This window comes from Sphingobium sp. FG58, from assembly GCF_057809055.1.
Genome location: NZ_JBMDJF010000003.1, coordinates 354,606 through 372,811, shown reverse-complemented (window position 1 = coordinate 372,811; position 18,206 = coordinate 354,606). Strand labels below are relative to the sequence as shown.

Sequence of the window (18,206 nt, the reverse complement as noted above, 5' to 3'; positions counted from 1 at the left end):
ACCGCGTCAGCGCGTCCCCGGACCCAATGCCGGGTCCAGATCGCGCGGTCGGGTGAAGCTGACCAGCGTAGCGATATTCTCCTGCGCCTGATCCCACCGGTCGATGGCAAGGTCCAGCACGGCGATGCTGGCGGTCGGAAATTTCACCTCCACATCCTCGCGCAGCGGATTGGCCCCGTCATCGGGGACCAGGTCGAGGATCAATTCCTCCAGCCCCGGATTATGTCCGGTCAGCAGCGCACTGCCGGCGCTGTCGGGCAGGTCGCGGATGACATCGAACAAGGTGGGGGAGGAGGCGAGATAGATGCGCCGGTCCCAACGCGCGTCGAGCGTCTCACCAAAGCCGATAAAAAACGTCTCCAGCGTCTGCACCACCCGCACGGCGGGGGATGCGACCAGCATGTCGAACTGCATCTGCCGCCGGGCGGCAAACTGGCCCATCAACAGCGCCGCCTTCTCGCCCCGGTGGTTCAGGGGCCGGTCGAAGTCGCGGGCCACCGGATCGTCCCAGTCGGACTTGGCGTGGCGCAACAGGGTCAGCCGCTTCATTCTCTCTCCAGATGGCTGTGGCCGGATTCGTGTCCCTGATGCCCTAAGGGCGACGTTTCGCCAAGGGATTCGCGCCGCGAAGCGACACTGACGGCAATGATTGCCTCGTCCAGTGTCACCCGGCGGATCGGCGTGCCGGGCGGAAAGGCGCTCAGCAAGCGGCTCGGCATCGCGGCGGACAGGATGACGAAACTGCCCTTGTCCTCCGCCCGGCGAATGAGGCGACCAAAGGCCTGCGCCAGCCGCGCGCGGATCAGCCGGTCGTCATAGGCGTTGCCGCCATTTGCCAGCCGCCGCGCGGCGTGCAGCACGGTCGGCTTGGACCATGGCACCCCCTCCATCACCACCAGCCGCAACGAATGGCCCGGCACGTCCACCCCGTCGCGCAGCGCGTCCGTCCCCAGCAGCGACGCGCGCGGATCGTCGCGGAAAATGTCGACCAACGTGCCGGTGTCGATCGGGTCGACATGCTGCGCGTAGAGCGGCAGCCCTGCGCGCGCCAGCCGGTCGGCGATGCGGGCATGGACCGCGCGCAACCGCCGGATCGCGGTGAACAGCCCCAGCGTGCCGCCGCCCGCCGCGTCGATCAATCGCCCATAGGCGCCCGACAGCGCGGCTAGATCGCCGCGCTTGATGTCGGTGACGATCAGCACTTCCGCGCGTGCGGCATAGTCGAACGGGCTGCTCGCCTCGAACCGCCCGGCACCATGGGGCAAATGGGTCGCCCCGCTGCGGCTTTCCGCATTGCCCCAGTCGCCCCCGCCTTTCAGCGTCGCGGATGTGACGATCACCCCCTGCGCGGGCTTCAGCACGGTTTCGGCGAGCGGGCGGCTGGGGTCGAGCCAGTGGCGATGGATGCCGATATCATATTCGCGCCCCTCGACCCGATCGACCGTCATCCAGTCGACATAGTCGGGGTCGGCGGGGCCACCGATCCGCGCCAGCAGCGCCAGCCAGGCGCTGATCAGGTCGCGCCGCCAGCCCAATGAGGCGACCGCCCCCTCGATCCGCGCCCGTGCCGCGCCATCCAGCCAATCGGGCGCATCCTCGATCACCGCCTCCAGCCGCCGCGACAAATGCGTCAGCGGGCGCAGCAGCGCATCGAGCGCCAGCGCGGCCTCCTGCGCCGCCTCGACCAGCGGCCCGTCCGGCGCGGCCAGTTCGGTTTCCAGCCCATAGCCCGCATCCGCCTCGCCCGTGTCCGCCGCACGGGCAAAGACGGTGCCGCGCACCGCAGCGAACAAGGCTTCAAGCGGCCCGAACGGCTCCCCCGCCACCACGCGCTTGAGCCATTCATCAGCGGGCAAAGCGAGCGCGGCGTCGGCGGCGGCACGGATCGCCTCTCCCCCTTCGACATCATAGCTGGCCAAGTCCGACAGGCGCGCCGACAGGCCGCGTCGTCGCCCGCGCGATCCGCCCTCCGGTCCCATGATCCAGCGCCGCAGCTCGATCGCCTCCTGCCCCGACAGGGCAACGGAGAAGGTCGAATCCGCCGCATCGAACAGATGATGCCCTTCGTCGAACACGATGCGCTGCGGTCGCTGCCCGGTTTCGCGACCGCGCGCGGCGTTGATCATCACCAGCGCATGATTGGCGATGACGATGTCCGCGTCGGCGGACGCACGCGCCGATCGCTCGATGAAGCATTTGCGGTAATGCGGGCAGCCGGCATAGATGCACTCCCCGCGCCGGTCGGTCAGCGCGGTGGAGCCGTTGCGGCGGAACAAAGTGGGCAGCCAGCCGGGCAGGTCGCCGCCGACCATATCCCCATCCTTGCTGAACGCGGCCCAGCGCGCGACCAGCTGCGCCAATATCGCGGCGCGGCCAGTAAAGCCGCCCTGCAACGCATCTTCCAGATTGAGCAGGCAGAGATAATTTTCCCGCCCCTTGCGCACCACCACCCGCTTGGCCGCCACCATCGCATCGGGAAACAGGCGCAGCGATTCGCGGTCGAGCTGGCGTTGCAACGCCTTGGTATAGGTGGACACCCACACCGTCCCTTGCGCCTGCGCTGCCCAGAGCGAGGCGGGGGCGAGATAGCCCAATGTCTTGCCAATGCCGGTGCCAGCTTCCGCCAGCAGCATATTGGGCTGGTCGCGGTGCGCGCGCGGGCGAAAGGCGCTGATCGCGGCGGTGGCATAGGCGCGCTGGCCGGGCCGCGCCTCCGCCCCCGCGCCGGTCAGCGTATCGAGCCGGGCCAGCACCTGAGCTTCATCCAGCACCACGGTGCGCGGGGCAGGGCGGGGTTGGGCTTCCTCCCATTCGGGAAGCTTGGAAAACAGCCAGCGCTCGGCCTCCTTGGGCTTGGCGATGCGTGGGGCGACCAGCGGCGACCAGGGCCAGCGCAGCCGGTGCAGCGTTTGCGCCGATGTCCAGCTGCCCTCCCGTTCGCGCCAGTCGGGCGATTCGATCCGGTCGAGCAATGCCTGCGCCGCGCTCTGGAGCAGGGCGGGAATGTCGGCCTCAGCGCTCGGCACCGGCAGGCCAAGCGCCTGCGCCAGCCCCTTGGGCGTAGGGACGAGGAAGCGGGCCGGGTGGAGGAAGGCCCAAAGTTCGAGCAGGTCGAGGCCATTGAGATCGGGATAGCCGAGGCGCTGGCCAGTCAGCGGAGCATTGAGCAGTAATACCGGGGTTTCCGCCGCCCGGCCGATCGCCTGCCCCTTGGCCAGACCTTGTGTGCGGCCACCTTCGCGCAACCAGATGCCGCCATGGCTGGCGTGGAGAGCGGGCAGGGATGCAGGATCAATCACCCGCCCCGTTTAAGCGAGCGGGAACAAAAGGAAAACCTGTTTCAGCTCGTCCGGCGACCAAAACCGCCACCGCCACCGCCGCTGCTTGCGGCCATGGCGCGGGCGCGTGGTTGGAACGCGACAGGCGTGCGCAGCGCAGCGCGGGCCTGTTCCAGCTGGCCGTAAAGCGGGCCTTCGTTCAGCTCGTAAGGGAAACGGATGCCCATGCGATCCTCTTCGGACCAGCGCACCGTGCCGAAAGTGATATGGCCGTCCAGGTCGATCTGGCACGACGATCCGGCCGGCAGGGTGCAACCGACCACCTGCGCGCCGCCCTCGCTCAGGTCGACGATCGTGCCTTCCAGGCTATCGAGTACGGTCGTGACGACAATGGGAATGTCGACCACGATGCGTTCGCGGTTACGCAAGATATGCATGGTGCCTCCAGATACGTAAGTATCTTCGGTCAGGGTTAATGAAACCCTAATGTGCGAACGATTCTTAACGCAGATTTGCCACCAAAGGACGTTTCCTTTCGCCCTGCGCGGGGCTAGGGGGCGTAATCATGACCGAGACCGACATTCTCCGCACCGCCGCGCTGGCGGCCAAGGCCTGGCCCTATGAAGAAGCGCGCAAGCTGCTCAAGCGCTATCCCAATGGCGCGCCGGACAAAGGCCATATCCTGTTCGAGACCGGCTATGGTCCCTCAGGCCTGCCGCATATCGGCACGTTCAACGAAGTGCTGCGCACGACGATGGTGCGCAATGCCTATCATGCGCTGTCGGATATTCCCACGCGGCTGGTCGCGTTCAGTGACGATATGGACGGGCTGCGCAAGGTGCCCGACAATGTCCCCAACCAGGCGATGCTGACGGAGCATCTGGGCAAGCCGCTGACGCAGGTGCCTGACCCGTTCGGCAAGTTTGAAAGCTTCGCCCATCACAATAATGCGATGCTGCGCGAATTTCTCGACCGCTTCGGCTTCGACTATGAATTCGTCTCGGCGACCGAACGCTATCAGGCGGGCGCATTCGACGATGCGTTGCGGCAGGTGCTACGGTGCAATCAGGCGATCCTCGACATCATGCTGCCGACTCTGCGCAAGGAACGGCAGGCGACCTATTCGCCTGTCCTGCCGATCAGCCCCAAGAGCGGCATCGTGTTGCAGGTGCCGGTCGAGGTGATCGATGCCGAGGCAGGCCTGATCCGCTTCGAGGATGAGGGTGAAATGATCGAGCAGTCGATCCTGTCCGGCGGGGCGAAGCTGCAATGGAAGGTCGACTGGGCGATGCGCTGGGTCGCGCTGGGCGTCGATTATGAGATGGCGGGCAAGGATCTGATCGATTCGGTCACCCAGTCGTCGAAAATCTGCCGCGCGCTGGGCGCCCGCCCGCCAGAAGGCTTTAATTACGAGATGTTCCTCGACGAAAAGGGCGAGAAAATCTCCAAGTCCAAGGGCAATGGCCTCAGCCTTGAACAATGGCTGACCTATGGTCCGCAGGAAAGCCTGGCCTTCTACGCCTATCGCGAACCCAAAAAGGCCAAGCAGCTGCACATGGGCGTCATCCCGCGCGCGGTGGACGAATATTGGCAGTTCCGGGTCAACTATCCCAATCAGGCGATCGAACAGCAGCTGGGCAATCCGGTCCATCATGTCCATGACGGCAAGCTGCCCGAAGGCCGGTTGCCGGTGACGTTCGGGCTGCTGCTCAATCTGGTCGGCGTGATGGGCGACGCCAGCCGCGATCAGGTGTGGGGCTATCTCACCAACTATGTCGCTGATGCATCGCCGGACACCTATCCCGAACTGGACGCGCTGATCGGTCACGCCTTGGCCTATCATCGCGATTTCGTTGCGCCCACCCTCCAGCGCCGAGCGCCCGACGCCAATGAGGCGGCGGCCCTGCGCCGGCTCGACGCGGAACTGGCCGCGCTACCGGCGGACGCCACGGCGGAGGATATTCAGAATATCGTCTATGCCATCGGCAAGGATGAGGCGTTCGGCTTTGCCGAGCTGCGCGACTGGTTCAAGGCGCTCTACCAGACGCTGCTGGGCGCGGACCAGGGACCGCGCATGGGCAGCTTCATCGCCCTCTATGGCATTGATAACAGCCGCGATCTGATCGCGCAGGCATTGGCCGCCTGAATCCTTGGATTTTAGCGGAAAAACGGGAACTTTTCGGGCGGAGGTGCGTTCTGCGCAACGGTCCACCCCCCTTTCGGACTGATGGTGCGTCCTGCGTGCCATCGGCCGCGCTTGCCCGGCAACGGGCGGCGCGGCCAAGTTGGGGGGAAACATCCATAAAAACAGCCCCGGACATTGCTGTCCGGGGCTGTTTTTTTAGGCAGGCAGCTTACCAGAAGAAGCCGCGATGCACCTGGATCACGCGCCCGTTGCGGACATTGACCAGCAGCACATCGTTATAATGACGTACCCAGCGCTGGTTCACGCCCGGACGGGGCAGGCGATAGCGATAGGGATCGGCGATATAATAGCGCGAATTATAATAGGCCGGGCGAAGCTGGACGCCGACATTCCACTGGTTGTAGCGGAAGGGCGCGCGCCAATTCCCGCCGCGATAGACGTCGCGGTGATTGCGGCGATAGTCGCGCCAGTCCTCGCGGGCCTCCTGACGGGCATCGCGGACATCGCGCCGTTCCTCGCGCACATCGCGGCGGTCGCCATAACGCTGGGCCTGACGCAGATCGCGCTGTTCCTCACGCAGGTTGCGTTCGCTGCGGCGCGCTTCGCCATAGGACTGGGCGGACGCGACACTGGGCGCCACCGTTGCGGCCAGCAGGCCCAGGATGATCAGTTTACGCATAGCATATCTCCTATTTCCTCTGGCGGCTGAACCCTGTCCGGCTGGATCGGGTTCCCGGTCGCCAACACAAGGAGATATGGGGCAGCGCGCCTGAACGCCCGGCGAATGAAGCTGTCAGTTTTCAGTCATTTATGTCGCAAAGTGTAACGGGAAGGTTTTTGAAAATGCGCGGAAGGGCGCATTTTGAAGCCGCACCGGCCCTCTCCCCCACCCGGCCACCCATAGGCTACTATCGTGGGGTGGCCGGGTGGGGGAGAGGGCCGGTGCCGCACGCATGTGCGAAGGCACATGCTCAAACAGATCTCGGCGTCCATGGCCGTTCGCGAAACCATTTGGTGACGACATATTTGGTGCCCTGTTCGACCGGCCGGGCGGCGTGCAGGCTGAACCGGTTGGGCGCGCCGTCAGCGGTCATATTGTTCCAGATCAGGATCATCCCCTCAACCGGCGGCACCATGAATTCGCATTGGGGGAAATGGGTTTCGCCCCCGGCCTCGACCGGGGAGAGATAGATCATCGTGGTCCAGCTGCGCTGCCCGCCAGTGACGCGCATGGCGGGCCAATAATCGGCGGTGACCGGGAAATAGTCGCAATGCAGCCGATATTCCTGGCCGCTGGTATAGCGCTGGCCCTGCAATGTTTCGCCATGGTCGGCTGGCAGGCCAGTCAGCGCGCAGATGCGGTCGCTGATGGCCTTGATCAGCGGATCGAACGGATCGAGATTGCAACTATGGCTGGTGCGATAATCAGCGTTTGCGCTACCCGAAAAGAGCGTCGAAGGCTGCGCGCCCGCATCGATGATCGCGCGCAGATCGGCGCATTCCTCCGGGCTGAGGAAATCCTGCCGCCCGTAGATCGCAAGGTCTGGTGCGTCGATCCGGCTGACCATCGGGTTGCGCTCCAGCCGCGCCTGCACCTGCGCGCCTATGGCCGCGCGGCTGGGCGAAGCGATGCCGCCATCATCGTCACTGTCTGTCATGCGGCCCTCCTGCCACAGCGGCCAGTGCCATGAAAAGACCCCGGCGCGTCTCCGCACCGGGGCCAGTATTCCTGAAGGCCACTTCAGGGAGTCAGATTGGGGAGCATCGGCCCGTACCCCCACCCGGCCTTCCGTTCAGGATATACTGTGGGAGGTCGGGTGGGGGTGTGGGCCGGTGCGGTTCTTCACCAGAAAAAGTCATGGATCACGTCGACGACATAGCCGTCGCGAATGTCCACCAGCATGGCGTCGTCATAATAGCGGACCCAGCGCAGCGTGCCGTAAGCGGGCGGCAGGCGATAGGCGTAAGGATCGTTCAACCAATAGCTGTTGGAATAGAGCAGGCTGCTCAGCACGATGCCCACGGAGAAACGGCGATAGCCATAGTCCCAGCCGCGCGGCGCGTTGTAGCGGCCCATGCGATACTGGTTGCCATAGCGGTTGCGATAGCTGTTCCAGTCATAGCGCCGGTCCTGCCGCCAGCCATTATTCCAGCGTTGCTGGTTGCTCCAGCGGGTCCGGTCGTCATAGCGGCGACCATTATTCCAGTTGCCTGCCGCTCCGCGATTGTCGCTCCAGCCACGATCATCGCGCCGGTCGTCGCGCCTGTCCTGACGATAATCCTGCCGACCGTCGCGGCGATCGTTGCGCCAGTCCTGCCGATCGGCACGCTGGTCCTGGCGATAGTCCTGCCGGTCATTGCGGCGATCATCTCGCCTGTCCTGTCGTGCGTCCTGCCGCGCCGGTGCTGGCACGACCGCAGGATTGCCGGGGTTGCGCCACGGACGATCCGCACGCGGTTGCTGGACGGGAGCCTGCTGCACCGGTGCCTGCGCTACCGCGCGGTCCTGCCGCTGCTGCCAGCGTTGCGCCTGCTGCCCGTCACCGCCCATCGGCCGCTGTCCGTTACCGCGCCACTGATAGGATTGACGGTCTGCTCTGCCACGGTCTGCCCCACCGCGTTCTGCACGGTCGCCGCGATTGCCACGGCCATTCTCATTGCTCTGGGCATAGGCTGGCGCGACACCGCTCAGCAGCGTTGCAGCCATCAGTCCCGTCAGCATCATCTTCCTGAACATCATCGTGACTTTCTGTTTGCGGGAACCTTCTGTCCCCTCATGCCGCCCTTCTAGATGGCGCGCGATGTCGCAATTCTGAACCTGTCCGTCAGCTTGTTGAAAGAATCGCCGGGCGTAATGAACCCAATTTCCGCTTTGCGCGTTGTTCCGTGTTCGTATCGTTCTGTCCGTTAAAAATGGCCGGAACCGGGTCAAAAGCTGATCCAGATCAGTGCAGGGTGCCTGCCCCCTCTATAGGACTGCCGAGTGAAGAAATCTCCCAATGTCAGCGGCGTCCGCCAGGCTCTGCGCGAAGCGACGAGCGACAGCCATCACCGTGTCGACACGCTGTTTTCGGGCTATCGGCTTGATTCGCAAAGCCATTATGGTGCCTTCCTGACGGCCCATGCCTGCGCGCTTGGCGCGCTCGAATCGGTTGCGCGCCCCGCATCGCCACGCCTGTCCCTGATCGCGGCGGATCTGGCGGCGATGGATATGGCTATGCCTGCGCCGTTGTCGCTCGCTGATCCTGACCGGGACGGTTATCGCTGGGGGCTGCTCTATGCGCTGGAAGGATCGCGCCTGGGCGGCGCGATGTTGGCGCGGCAGGTCGCGCCGGGCATGCCCCGCGCTTATCTGTCGGCGGTCCACGGCAAGGGCGGCTGGGTCGCCTTTCAGCAGGCGCTTGATCAGGCCGCCGCTGACGGGGGCGAAGGCTGGCTGGACGACGCCGTGCAGGGCGCGCAGGCGGCCTTCGCCCTTTTTGCCGCAGCCGCCCGGCCCGAACCGGTCGCCGCCCATGGCTGACGGCGGTAGCGGCGCGGATTTCGCCGTCAACCTCACCAATTGCGATCGGGAACCGATCCATGTGCTGGGTACGGTCCAGCCATTCGGTTTCCTGATCGCGCTGACCGCCGACTGGCTGGTATCGCGCGTGTCGGCCAACAGCGCCGCGTTCGTCGGCCTGTCCCCCGACGACATGCTGGGCAAGCCGGTGAGCGCCCTGCTCGACGGCGAAGCCATCCATACGCTGCGCAACCGCATCACCCTGCTGCGTGGCCCCGATTCGGTCGAGCGTATCTTCTCCCTGCCGTTGATGCCGGGCGGCACGCCGTTCGACGTTGCCGTCCATTTTTCCGGTCAATTGGTGGTGATAGAGGCCGAGCCCGCTAGCGCTGACGAGATGGAGGCCAGCAGCACTGTCCGCTCGATGGTCGCCCGGCTGGCGCAGGCCGATGGCATGACCGCCTTTCTGCGTGATGGCGCGCGGCAGGTGCGGGCGTTGACCGGGTTCGATCGAGTGATGGTCTATCGCTTTGCCGAGGGCGGCGATGGCGAAGTGGTCGCCGAAGCGTTGCGGCCCGGCATCGACAGCTTCTTTGGTCTGCACTACCCCGCGTCGGACATTCCCGTGCAGGCGCGCGCGCTCTATCTGCGCAACATCTTCCGCGTCATTGCCGATGTGCAGGCGGTGCCCGTGCCGGTCGTCCCAACGCTGGATCCGACCGGCGCGGCGCTGGACATGTCGCTGTGTCTCACCCGCGCCGTCTCGCCCATCCACATCGAATATCTCCGCAATATGGGGGTGGGGGCGTCGCTCTCCATCTCGATCATTGTCGAAGGGCGGCTGTGGGGGCTGTTCGCCTGCCACCATTATGCCCCGCGCCTGCCGACCTTTGCCCAGCGCAGCGCCGCCGAACTGTTCGGCCAGATCTTCTCGATGATGCTCGAAAGCCGCGAGCGCGCCGAAACCGCCGCCTATGAGGGCAAGGCGCGGCAGGTGGCCGACCGGTTGATGTCCGCCGTCGCGCAGGATCATGACCTTCTGTCCAACGCCCGCTGGCTGGGCGACATCATCTTCGACACGATCCCTGCCGATGGCGTGGGCGTCTATATAGACGGGCAGATCAGCTTTTCCGGGCTGACCCCGGACAAGGCCGCCTTTGCCGGGATCGTCTCGATGCTCAACCGCGTCGCGGCGAGTCAGGTCTATACCACCGATACGCTGAGCCGCGTCCTGCCCGAAGCGGCTGCCTATGCCGATCGCGCCGCTGGGCTGCTTGCCATTCCCCTGTCGCGCCGCCCGCGCGACTATGTTGTGCTGTTCCGTGCTGAGCAACTGCGCGCGGTGCGCTGGGCGGGACAACAGGACAAGCATATCGAATATGGTCCCAACGGCCCGCGCCTGACCCCGCGCAAAAGTTTCGAGGAATGGTCGGAACTCGTGAAGGGGACGGCGCTGCCGTTCGCGCCCGCCCAGTTGCGCGTCGCCGAAGCGCTGCGCACCGCCTTGCTGGAAGTGGTGCTGCGCCTGTCCGATTCGGCGGATGCGGAACGGCAGCGCGCGCATGAGAAGCAGGAATTGCTGATCGCGGAACTCAACCACCGGGTGCGCAACATATTGGCGCTGATCCGTGGCCTCCTGTCCCAGACGCGCAGCAGTGCAGGATCGGTCGAGGATTTCATCGGCACGCTGGAAAGCCGCATCCATGCGCTGGCCCGCGCCCATGACCAGATTACCGCCGATCGCTGGAGTCCCGCGCGCCTCTATGACCTGATCGAGGTGGAGGCGGGCGCCTATCTGGGTGAGCGACGCGACCGGGTGCGCCTGTCCGGTCCCAATGTGCTGCTGACGCCGGGATGCTTCACCGTCATGGCGCTGGTGATCCACGAAATGCTGACTAATGCCGCCAAATATGGCGCGCTGTCGGACAATGGCACGGTGGCGATCGACTGGCATGTGGATCAGGATGGCAGCCTGATGATCGACTGGACCGAAAGCGGTGGCCCGGCGGTGGTGGCACCGACCCGTCGCGGCTTTGGGTCGACCGTGATCGAGCGCTCCATCCCCTATGACCTGGATGGCCATGCCGAAATCCACTACCGTCTGGCCGGGATAGAGGCGCATTTTTGCATCCCCTCCGTCCATGTCGTGTCGGTGCTGCCCGATGTCGTCGGCACGGATCGTCCGCTGCCCGTGATCGCCGCGACGCCCGAATTGCTCAAGGGTCGGCACGTCCTGCTGGTCGAGGATAATATGATCATCGCCATGGATGGTGAGGATGCACTGCGCGATCTGGGCGCGGACGTAACCACCGCCGCCAGCGTCGCACGGGCGCGTGAGGCTATCGAGCAGCATCCCATTGATTTGGCGGTGCTGGATTTCAACCTGGGCGCCGAAACCAGTATGCCGGTGGCAGACCTGCTGGTCGAACAGGGCATCCCCTTCCTGTTTGCGACCGGCTATGGCGACGGGCTGGAACTGCCGGATCGCTTTGCCGGGGTCACTTTGGTCAAGAAGCCTTATTCAGGCGCGACCCTGGCGCAGGCGATGATGCCGCTGGTCGATCGGAACGGTTAGAAACGGAATGTTTCGCGCTTGCCCGTTGCAGTTGGTCTCCCGCGCGCCAATGTGCTGGGCATGACACAGCCCAGCCTCTTCATCCCTCATGGCGGTGGTCCCTGCTTCTTCATGGACCCCGCCGATCCCGACCATCCGCATAGCGATCCGATGTGGCAGCCGATGCAGGACTATCTGGCCGGGCTGATCGCCAGCCTGCCCGAACGCCCCCGCGCCATCCTGCTGGTGTCGGGCCATTGGGAGGAGGCGGCCTTCACCGTCCATGCCGGTGATCGCCCGGCTTTGCTGTTCGACTATTATGGCTTCCCCCCGCACACCTACACGCTGCGCTGGGACGCGCCGGGCGCGCCAAATCTGGCCGCGCGCGTTGCGGCGCTGCTTGCCGGAGCAGGGTTTGCGACCGCGCAGGAGGCGGCGCGCGGCTGGGACCATGGCGTGTTCATCCCGATGAAGGTCGCGCTGCCCGATGCCGACATTCCGCTGGTCCAGCTGTCGCTACGCCACGATCTCGACCCCGCTGCCCATATCGCCGCCGGGCGCGCGCTCTCCGTGCTGCGCGAGGAAGGCGTGCTGATCGTCGGATCGGGCATGAGCTTTCACAATCTGCGCGTGCGGGGCGCGCAGGCGACCGCGCCATCACAGACGTGGGACGATGCGCTGACGGCGGCGGTGACCGATCCCGATCCGGCCCGCCGCGCTGCGCGCGTCATCGCGTGGGACAGCCTGCCTAACGCCCATTTCGCTCATCCGCGCGAGGAGCATCTGCTGCCGCTGATGGTCGCGCTGGGTGCTGGCGGCGATGACCCGGCGGTGCGCGACCATCATAGCACGGTGATAGGCTGGGCCGTGTCGGGCTATCGCTTCGGCTGAGGTGCAGGCCTGCCCAGCGCCGGGACGGTGCGGGCAGCCTCCTCCGGCGTAATGCCCGGCGGCGGGGCGGCGGCCCCTTGTTCGCCGATACCCGTATCCTCGCCCCGCATGATCCGTCCAGCCCGACGGATCGCGCCGCGCAGCCGGGGATAGATGCCGCAGCGGCAGATATTGGTGATCGCCGCGTCAATCTCCGCATCGCTTGGATCATTGGTCCGGCGCAGCAGCACGGACGCGGCCATGATCATGCCCGGGATGCAATAGCCGCATTGCGACACATTGTCGGCGGCGAACGCCTGTTGCACCGGATGGCCGCGATCGGGCGACAGCGCCTCGATCGTGGTGACGAACCGCCCCTCGGTCTTGCCGATCGTCACCTGGCAGGACCGCACCGCTTCCCCGTCAATATCGACGGTGCAGGCACCACAGTCGCCGGTGCCGCAACCATATTTGGTGCCGGTCAGGTTCGACGCATCGCGCAATGCCCATAGCAAAGGCGTGTCCGGGTCCATGCGATATTGCACCGGCCGGTCGTTGACGGTGAAGCGGGTCATTTTGCGTCCGGCTCTTCCGTCTCGGCCTCGTGATACAATACTTCGTTACGGATATGGATGATCTTGGACCCCAGCCGGATTTCCTGAATGAAGGTCGCAAAGCCGCCCGCCTGCAACAGCATCGCCAGACTGAACAATATGGCGATCGCCGTCCCCAGATGCGCATCGAACAAATTGCCCGCAAACAGCAGAATGACGACGAGGCACACGGCGCAGGCCGATGCGACCGACAGGAAGATCGCGATATTGACCACGCTCATCCGTTGGTCGAGGACGCGGATTTCATTGACCAGCCGGTCATGCTCGCGCCCCCGCGTGGTCAGGATCGCCGCCTCCACCGTCCGCGCCCGGTCGATGATCCGCGCCAGCCGACTGACACAGACATTCAGGAACGCGCCGATCCCCGCCAGCAGGAACACCGGGGCGAGCGCCAGCTGGATGGTCTGCGCGACCTGAGAGACTTGTGGCAGGGGGATCATCGCGCGGCACCTCTTACGAGGCAGCTATCCTTCATTGTGGCTGGCGGGGCAAGGGGATCACAAGCGGCGGTGGCCCAAAGGACGCGCCTCATCGCACCGAACATCGTGTTCCCGCGTAGGTGGGAACCCAGTCCGACCGTATGATCTGGGTTCCCGCCTGCGCGGGAACACGCAGCGCTTTTAACGCAGGATAGTCTTTTGGCTCAGGCCGCGCCCTTGGCTGGCGTATTGACGCCCATCGACTTGAGATAGGATTTGATGTTGCGGGCCGCCTGCCGCAGTCGTTGTTCATTCTCCACCATGGCGATGCGGACGAACCCTTCGCCATCCTCGCCATAGCCCACGCCTGGCGCGACCGCGACCTTGGCATGGGTCAGCAACTGCTTGGAAAATTCCAGGCTGCCCATTTCTTTGAGTGCAGGCGGCAACGGCGCCCAGGCAAACATCGACGCGGGCGGGGCGGGAATGTCCCATCCGGCGCGGCCGAAGCTTTCGACCAGCACGTCGCGGCGCTTGTGATAGAGTTCGCGGTTCTTCTGCACGATATCCTGCGGCCCGTTGAGCGCGGCGCAGGCGGCTGCCTGAATCGGCGTGAATGCGCCATAATCCAGATAGGATTTCACCCGGCTCATCGCCGCGATCAGCTGCTTGTTGCCGACCGCAAAGCCGATCCGCCAGCCCGCCATCGAATAGGTCTTGCTGAGCGAGGTGAACTCGATCGCAATATCCTTCGCGCCCGGCACCTGCAAAATGGAAGGGGTCGGGTTGCCGTCATAATAAAGCTCGGAATAGGCAAGGTCGGACAGGACCCAGACCTTATTTTCCTTCGCCCAGGCGACCAGCCGCTCGTAAAAGGCCAGGTCCACCGTCTCGGCGGTCGGGTTCGACGGATAATTGACCACCAGGATCGAAGGGCGCGGCACGGTGAAGGCCATGGCCCGGTCGAGCGAGCGGAAATAATTGTCGTCCGGCGTCGTCGGCACCGACCGGATGGTCGCGCCCGCCAATATGAAGCCGAACATATGGATCGGATAGCTGGGGTTGGGGGCCAGCACGACGTCGCCCGGCGCGGTGATCGCGGTGGCCAGGCTGGCGAGGCCTTCCTTCGACCCCATGGTCACGACGACCTCGGTTTCCGGGTCGACATCGACGCCGAAGCGGCGGCCATAATAATTGGCCTGCGCCTTGCGAAGCCCCGGAATCCCCTTCGACTGGGAATAGCCATGGGCGTCGGGCTTGCGCGCCACCTCGATCAGCTTGTCGATGACATGCGGCGGCGGCGGCAGGTCGGGATTGCCCATGCCCAGATCGATAATATCCTCTCCCGCCGCACGCGCGGCGGCCCGCATCGCGTTGACTTCCGCGATGACATAGGGGGGCAGGCGCTTCATGCGATAGAATTCTTCGGACATTATAAGGCTTTCCTGAAAGCTCTAGGTAAGGAATAGTGCGCGACGCGCCGTTGCCGCGTCACAATCTGGCTATAACCGGCCCGATGGCGACGCGCCAGAGAAAGCGGCGCGCAGAAACGATGCCAGGAGGAGCAGGGTGGCCATGGATAAAGCCGATATCATGGAGCCGCATCTGCCCACGCTGGAACAGATGCAGCAATGGACCCACGCGATAGGGCAGGCCCAGCAACTGATGCTGGAGCAGGCGGCGGGGGCGGCGGGCCAGACCCTGCCTTTCTCGCCAGAAGCGGTGGCGCGGATCCAGACGAGTTTTGCCGACGAAGGGCTGGCGATGTGGCAGCGTTTCCTCGATTCGGGCGGCATGTTCCGCGACAAGCCTGAGCCGGCTCCGGCCGACAGCCCCGCCGCGCGCAAGGACCGTCGCTTCGCCGATCCGGCCTGGACCCAGCACCCCTTTTACGACCTGATCCGGCAAAGCTATCTCCTCGTCTCGGACTATATGCTGCAACTGGCCGATGCGGTCGATGGCGTGGACCCTAAGCAGAAGGCCAAGCTGCGCTTTGCGACCAGCGGGATGCTCGATGCGCTCTCGCCCTCCAATTTCCCGCTGACCAACCCGACGGTCGTGGAAAAGACGATCCAGAGCGGTGGCGAAAATCTGGTCAAGGGCTTGCAGCATATGCTGGCCGATCTGGAAAAGGGACAGCTGACCCATACCGACGGCACCCAGTTCGAACTGGGCCGCAATATCGCCGCGACACCGGGCAAGGTGATCCACGAAACCCCGCTCTACCAGCTCATCCATTATGCGCCATCGACGCCGGACGTGCTGGCGACCCCGCTCATCATCTTTCCGCCATGGATCAACCGCTTCTATATTCTCGACCTGTCCCCGCAAAAAAGCTTCGTCAAATGGGCGGTGGATCAGGGGATCAGCGTGTTTCTAGTCTCCTGGAAGTCCGCCGATGCGTCGATGAAGGATCTGGTCTGGGACGATTATATCCTGCGCGGGCAGATCGACGCGATCGACACGGTGCGCGATCTGCTCAAGGTGCCCAGCGTCCACACGATCGGCTATTGCGTCGCGGGGACCACGCTGGCGGCGACGCTGGCGCTGCTGGCGGCGCGCGGGGAGGGGGACAAGGTGGCGAGCGCGACCTTCTTCACCGCACAGGTCGATTTCAGCCAGGCGGGCGACCTGACCCTGTTCATCGACGATGAGCAGATGAAGCTGGTCGATCAGCTGTCGTCCAAGGGATTTCTCGATGGCCGCTACATGGCGCTCACCTTCAACCTGTTGCGCGGCCGCGACCTGATCTGGTCCTATGTCGTTAACAACTATCTGCTGGGACAGGATTATCCCCCGTTCGACCTGCTGTACTGGAATGGCGACACCACCAACCTGCCCGCGCGCTGGCACAAAGATTATCTGACCCAGCTCTATCGCGACAATCTGCTGGTTGTCCCCGGCGCCATCACGATCGACGGCACGCCGATCGACCTAAAAAAAGTCATGACCCCCGCTTATGTGCAGGCGGGCAAGGAGGACCATATCGCCCCGCTGGAAAGCGTGTGGAAACTGACCGAAAATCTGTCCGGGCCGATCCGCTTCCTGCTGGCCGGGTCCGGCCATATCGCCGGGGTCATCAATCCTCCGGCGGCGCACAAATATCAATATTGGGCCTGTGAGGACAGCCAGCCGACGCTCGACGCCTTCCTCGCCGCGGCGCAGGAAACCAAGGGCAGCTGGTGGCCCGACTGGCGCGCCTGGATCGAGCGACTCGATCCGCGCACTGTCCCTGCCAATGGCGCGCGCCAGCCGGGCAAAGGCCGACTCAAGGCGATAGAAGATGCGCCAGGACGCTACGTAAAGGGACATTAACGCCAATTTTTCCGACCCTTGCGATTGTCCCCATATGGCCAGGTGACGGTTTTGTTGCACTGCACAATAAGTCTTGCAATTGCATCGACGAATCATTATTGTGCAGTGCAACAAATGGAGAATAGTCCATGGCCGTAACACCCAAGACCGGACGCAGCGCCCCGCGCGCTAAAAGCGCATCGACGACCTTGTCGGCCAGCGAAGCGCTCAAGGCTGCCGAAGCGGCGATCGCCCCTGCACCCAAGAAGCCGACCGCGCGCAAGGCGACGGCATCGAGCGTCAAGGCGATCGACGCCAATCCGTCCGCGATCGTTGCAGCGACCACCGCCGTCGACGCGCCGCCGCTCCCGGAGCCGGTCGCTGAACCAGTCGTGGAAGCGGAACCAGTGGCCGAGGCACCTGTAGCCGCCGCGCCGCCGCAAGCCCCGGCCGCACCCGAAATGACCAAGAGCCTGCCCAAGCAGGCCGAACCGTTCGCAATCAAGACGCTGTCCGCCTTAGAAGGAACCAAGACGATGAACGACGTAATCGAAACCGGCAAGAAGTTCGCTGAAGACGCCAAGGCCAAGATGGAAACCGTCTATGCCGACCTCAACGAAAAGGCGAAGGCCGGCGTCGAAAAGTCGACCAAGGCGATCGAAGAACTGAGCGACCTGGCCAAGGGCAATGTCGAAGCACTGGTCGAATCCGGCAAGATCGCGGCCAAGGGCATGGAAACGCTGGGCCAGGAAGCCGTCGATTACAGCCGCAAGAGCTTTGAGAAGGCGACTGCCTCGTTCAAGACCTTCTCGACCATCAAGACGCCGACCGAATTCTTCCAGCTGCAGAGCCAGCTGTTTTCGAGCAGCTTTGACGATTTCACCAAGGAAGCCGCCAAGAGCAGCGAAGCGATGATGAAGCTGGCCGGTGACGTCGCCAGCCCGCTGACCGCTCGCGTGACCCTGGTCACCGACAAGGTGAAGTCGCTCGCCGCCTAAGCGATCGGACTAGCCGCATCAGGGGCGCGCCCTCCATATCGGAGGGCGCGCCCTTTTGCTGTCTGCAAAATAGATGGTTACCACAGGGGCATGTCCCTGCGGACCCCTTGCCATGCGGCGACAAATCGCCATATTCTCGTCCATCATGACCAGCATTTTGACAGCATCGATGATCCCCGTGACGATGACGGGGGAGGATCGCGACGATCCGGGTGATGGCACCGGTCCCAGCGTCGGCATTGCCACGCGCACCCGCACCCGCACGAAAAAGCCGTCGCTCTACAAGGTGCTGATGCTCAATGACGATTACACGCCGATGGAATTCGTCGTGCATGTCCTCCAGCAATTTTTCCGCATGGATATGGAGCAGGCGACTCGCGTGATGTTGCATGTCCATCAGCGCGGCGTCGGCGTGTGTGGTATTTTCAGCTATGAAGTGGCGGAGACCAAGGTCAATCAGGTGATGGATTTCGCCCGGCAGAACCAGCATCCGCTACAATGCACGCTGGAAAAGGCCTGACCATCACCGCG

General features: G+C 64.3%; 16 protein-coding genes. 7 read left to right on the top strand and 9 right to left on the bottom strand.

The window, feature by feature from the left end; genetic code table 11:
- Positions 1-6: 6 nt before the first annotated feature.
- From ACODR8_RS06595 to ACODR8_RS06585, 3 genes are read right to left on the bottom strand one after another with little or no spacing between them, the layout of a single operon-like run.
- Positions 7-549 (bottom strand): SixA phosphatase family protein, encoded by a 543-nt coding sequence (locus ACODR8_RS06595; protein ID WP_489006474.1) that lies wholly within the window; start codon positions 547-549, stop codon positions 7-9.
- Positions 546-3,299 carry an ATP-dependent DNA helicase gene (locus tag ACODR8_RS06590; RefSeq protein WP_489006473.1) on the bottom strand — a complete coding sequence of 918 codons (2,754 nt, stop codon included), beginning with the start codon at positions 3,297-3,299 and terminating at the stop codon, positions 546-548. The genes ACODR8_RS06595 and ACODR8_RS06590 overlap by 4 nt, the downstream gene beginning before the upstream one ends.
- 41 nt (positions 3,300-3,340) lie before the next feature.
- The gene (locus ACODR8_RS06585; protein ID WP_489006472.1) at positions 3,341-3,715 is read right to left on the bottom strand and encodes a PilZ domain-containing protein; all 375 of its coding nucleotides are present in this window, start codon (positions 3,713-3,715) and stop codon (positions 3,341-3,343) included.
- A 128-nt stretch (positions 3,716-3,843) separates the two neighbouring features.
- On the opposite strand from ACODR8_RS06585, the gene ACODR8_RS06580 reads away from it, so the two are divergent.
- Positions 3,844-5,424: a lysine--tRNA ligase gene (locus tag ACODR8_RS06580; protein WP_489006471.1), complete on the top strand. Its 1,581-nt coding sequence runs from the start codon at positions 3,844-3,846 to the stop codon at positions 5,422-5,424.
- Between the two features lie 208 nt (positions 5,425-5,632).
- Here the strand turns inward: ACODR8_RS06580 and ACODR8_RS06575 are convergent, their stop codons facing one another.
- The 3 genes from ACODR8_RS06575 to ACODR8_RS06565 form a co-directional block, all read right to left on the bottom strand.
- Positions 5,633-6,103 (bottom strand): RcnB family protein, encoded by a 471-nt coding sequence (locus ACODR8_RS06575; RefSeq protein WP_489006470.1) that lies wholly within the window; start codon positions 6,101-6,103, stop codon positions 5,633-5,635.
- 292 nt (positions 6,104-6,395) lie between these two features.
- Complete coding sequence (locus ACODR8_RS06570) at positions 6,396-7,082, bottom strand: prolyl hydroxylase family protein (protein ID WP_489006469.1); 687 nt, start codon at positions 7,080-7,082, stop codon at positions 6,396-6,398.
- Between the two features lie 185 nt (positions 7,083-7,267).
- On the bottom strand, positions 7,268-8,164 hold the full coding sequence (locus ACODR8_RS06565; RefSeq protein ID WP_489006468.1) for an RcnB family protein: 897 nt from the start codon (positions 8,162-8,164) through the stop codon (positions 7,268-7,270).
- A gap of 243 nt (positions 8,165-8,407) precedes the next feature.
- Between ACODR8_RS06565 and ACODR8_RS06560 the strand changes: the two genes are divergently transcribed.
- The 3 genes from ACODR8_RS06560 to ACODR8_RS06550 are packed head-to-tail and all read left to right on the top strand — an operon-like array spanning position 8,408 to position 12,371.
- Positions 8,408-8,947 carry a biliverdin-producing heme oxygenase gene (locus tag ACODR8_RS06560; protein WP_489006467.1) on the top strand — a complete coding sequence of 180 codons (540 nt, stop codon included), beginning with the start codon at positions 8,408-8,410 and terminating at the stop codon, positions 8,945-8,947.
- Positions 8,940-11,501, top strand: coding sequence for an HWE histidine kinase domain-containing protein (locus tag ACODR8_RS06555; RefSeq protein WP_489006466.1), 2,562 nt, complete (start codon positions 8,940-8,942; stop codon positions 11,499-11,501). The genes ACODR8_RS06560 and ACODR8_RS06555 overlap by 8 nt, the downstream gene beginning before the upstream one ends.
- 60 nt (positions 11,502-11,561) lie before the next feature.
- A complete protein-coding gene (locus ACODR8_RS06550) occupies positions 11,562-12,371 on the top strand; it encodes a DODA-type extradiol aromatic ring-opening family dioxygenase (RefSeq protein ID WP_489006465.1) in 810 nt (269 codons plus the stop codon).
- Here the strand turns inward: ACODR8_RS06550 and ACODR8_RS06545 are convergent.
- The 3 genes from ACODR8_RS06545 to ACODR8_RS06535 form a co-directional block, all read right to left on the bottom strand.
- Complete coding sequence (locus tag ACODR8_RS06545; protein WP_294133119.1) at positions 12,356-12,925, bottom strand: (2Fe-2S)-binding protein; 570 nt, start codon at positions 12,923-12,925, stop codon at positions 12,356-12,358. The genes ACODR8_RS06550 and ACODR8_RS06545 overlap by 16 nt on opposite strands.
- Positions 12,922-13,404, bottom strand: a complete 483-nt coding sequence (locus ACODR8_RS06540; protein WP_489006464.1) for a DUF2721 domain-containing protein — start codon at positions 13,402-13,404, stop codon at positions 12,922-12,924. Before ACODR8_RS06540 ends, ACODR8_RS06545 begins: the two co-directional genes overlap by 4 nt.
- Positions 13,405-13,607: 203 nt before the next feature.
- Complete coding sequence (locus ACODR8_RS06535) at positions 13,608-14,816, bottom strand: LL-diaminopimelate aminotransferase (protein WP_489006463.1); 1,209 nt, start codon at positions 14,814-14,816, stop codon at positions 13,608-13,610.
- Positions 14,817-14,958: 142 nt separating this feature from the next.
- Here ACODR8_RS06535 and ACODR8_RS06530 point away from each other — a divergent pair, with 142 nt between their 5' ends.
- The 3 genes from ACODR8_RS06530 (at position 14,959) to clpS (ending at position 18,195) form a co-directional block, all read left to right on the top strand.
- Positions 14,959-16,698 (top strand): PHA/PHB synthase family protein, encoded by a 1,740-nt coding sequence (locus tag ACODR8_RS06530; RefSeq protein ID WP_489006462.1) that lies wholly within the window; start codon positions 14,959-14,961, stop codon positions 16,696-16,698.
- 128 nt (positions 16,699-16,826) lie between these two features.
- Entirely contained in the window at positions 16,827-17,675 is an 849-nt protein-coding gene (locus ACODR8_RS06525) for a phasin family protein (RefSeq protein ID WP_489006461.1), read from the top strand.
- Between the two features lie 112 nt (positions 17,676-17,787).
- Positions 17,788-18,195 (top strand): ATP-dependent Clp protease adapter ClpS, encoded by a 408-nt coding sequence (clpS, locus tag ACODR8_RS06520; protein WP_489006460.1) that lies wholly within the window; start codon positions 17,788-17,790, stop codon positions 18,193-18,195.
- Positions 18,196-18,206: the final 11 nt, after the last annotated feature.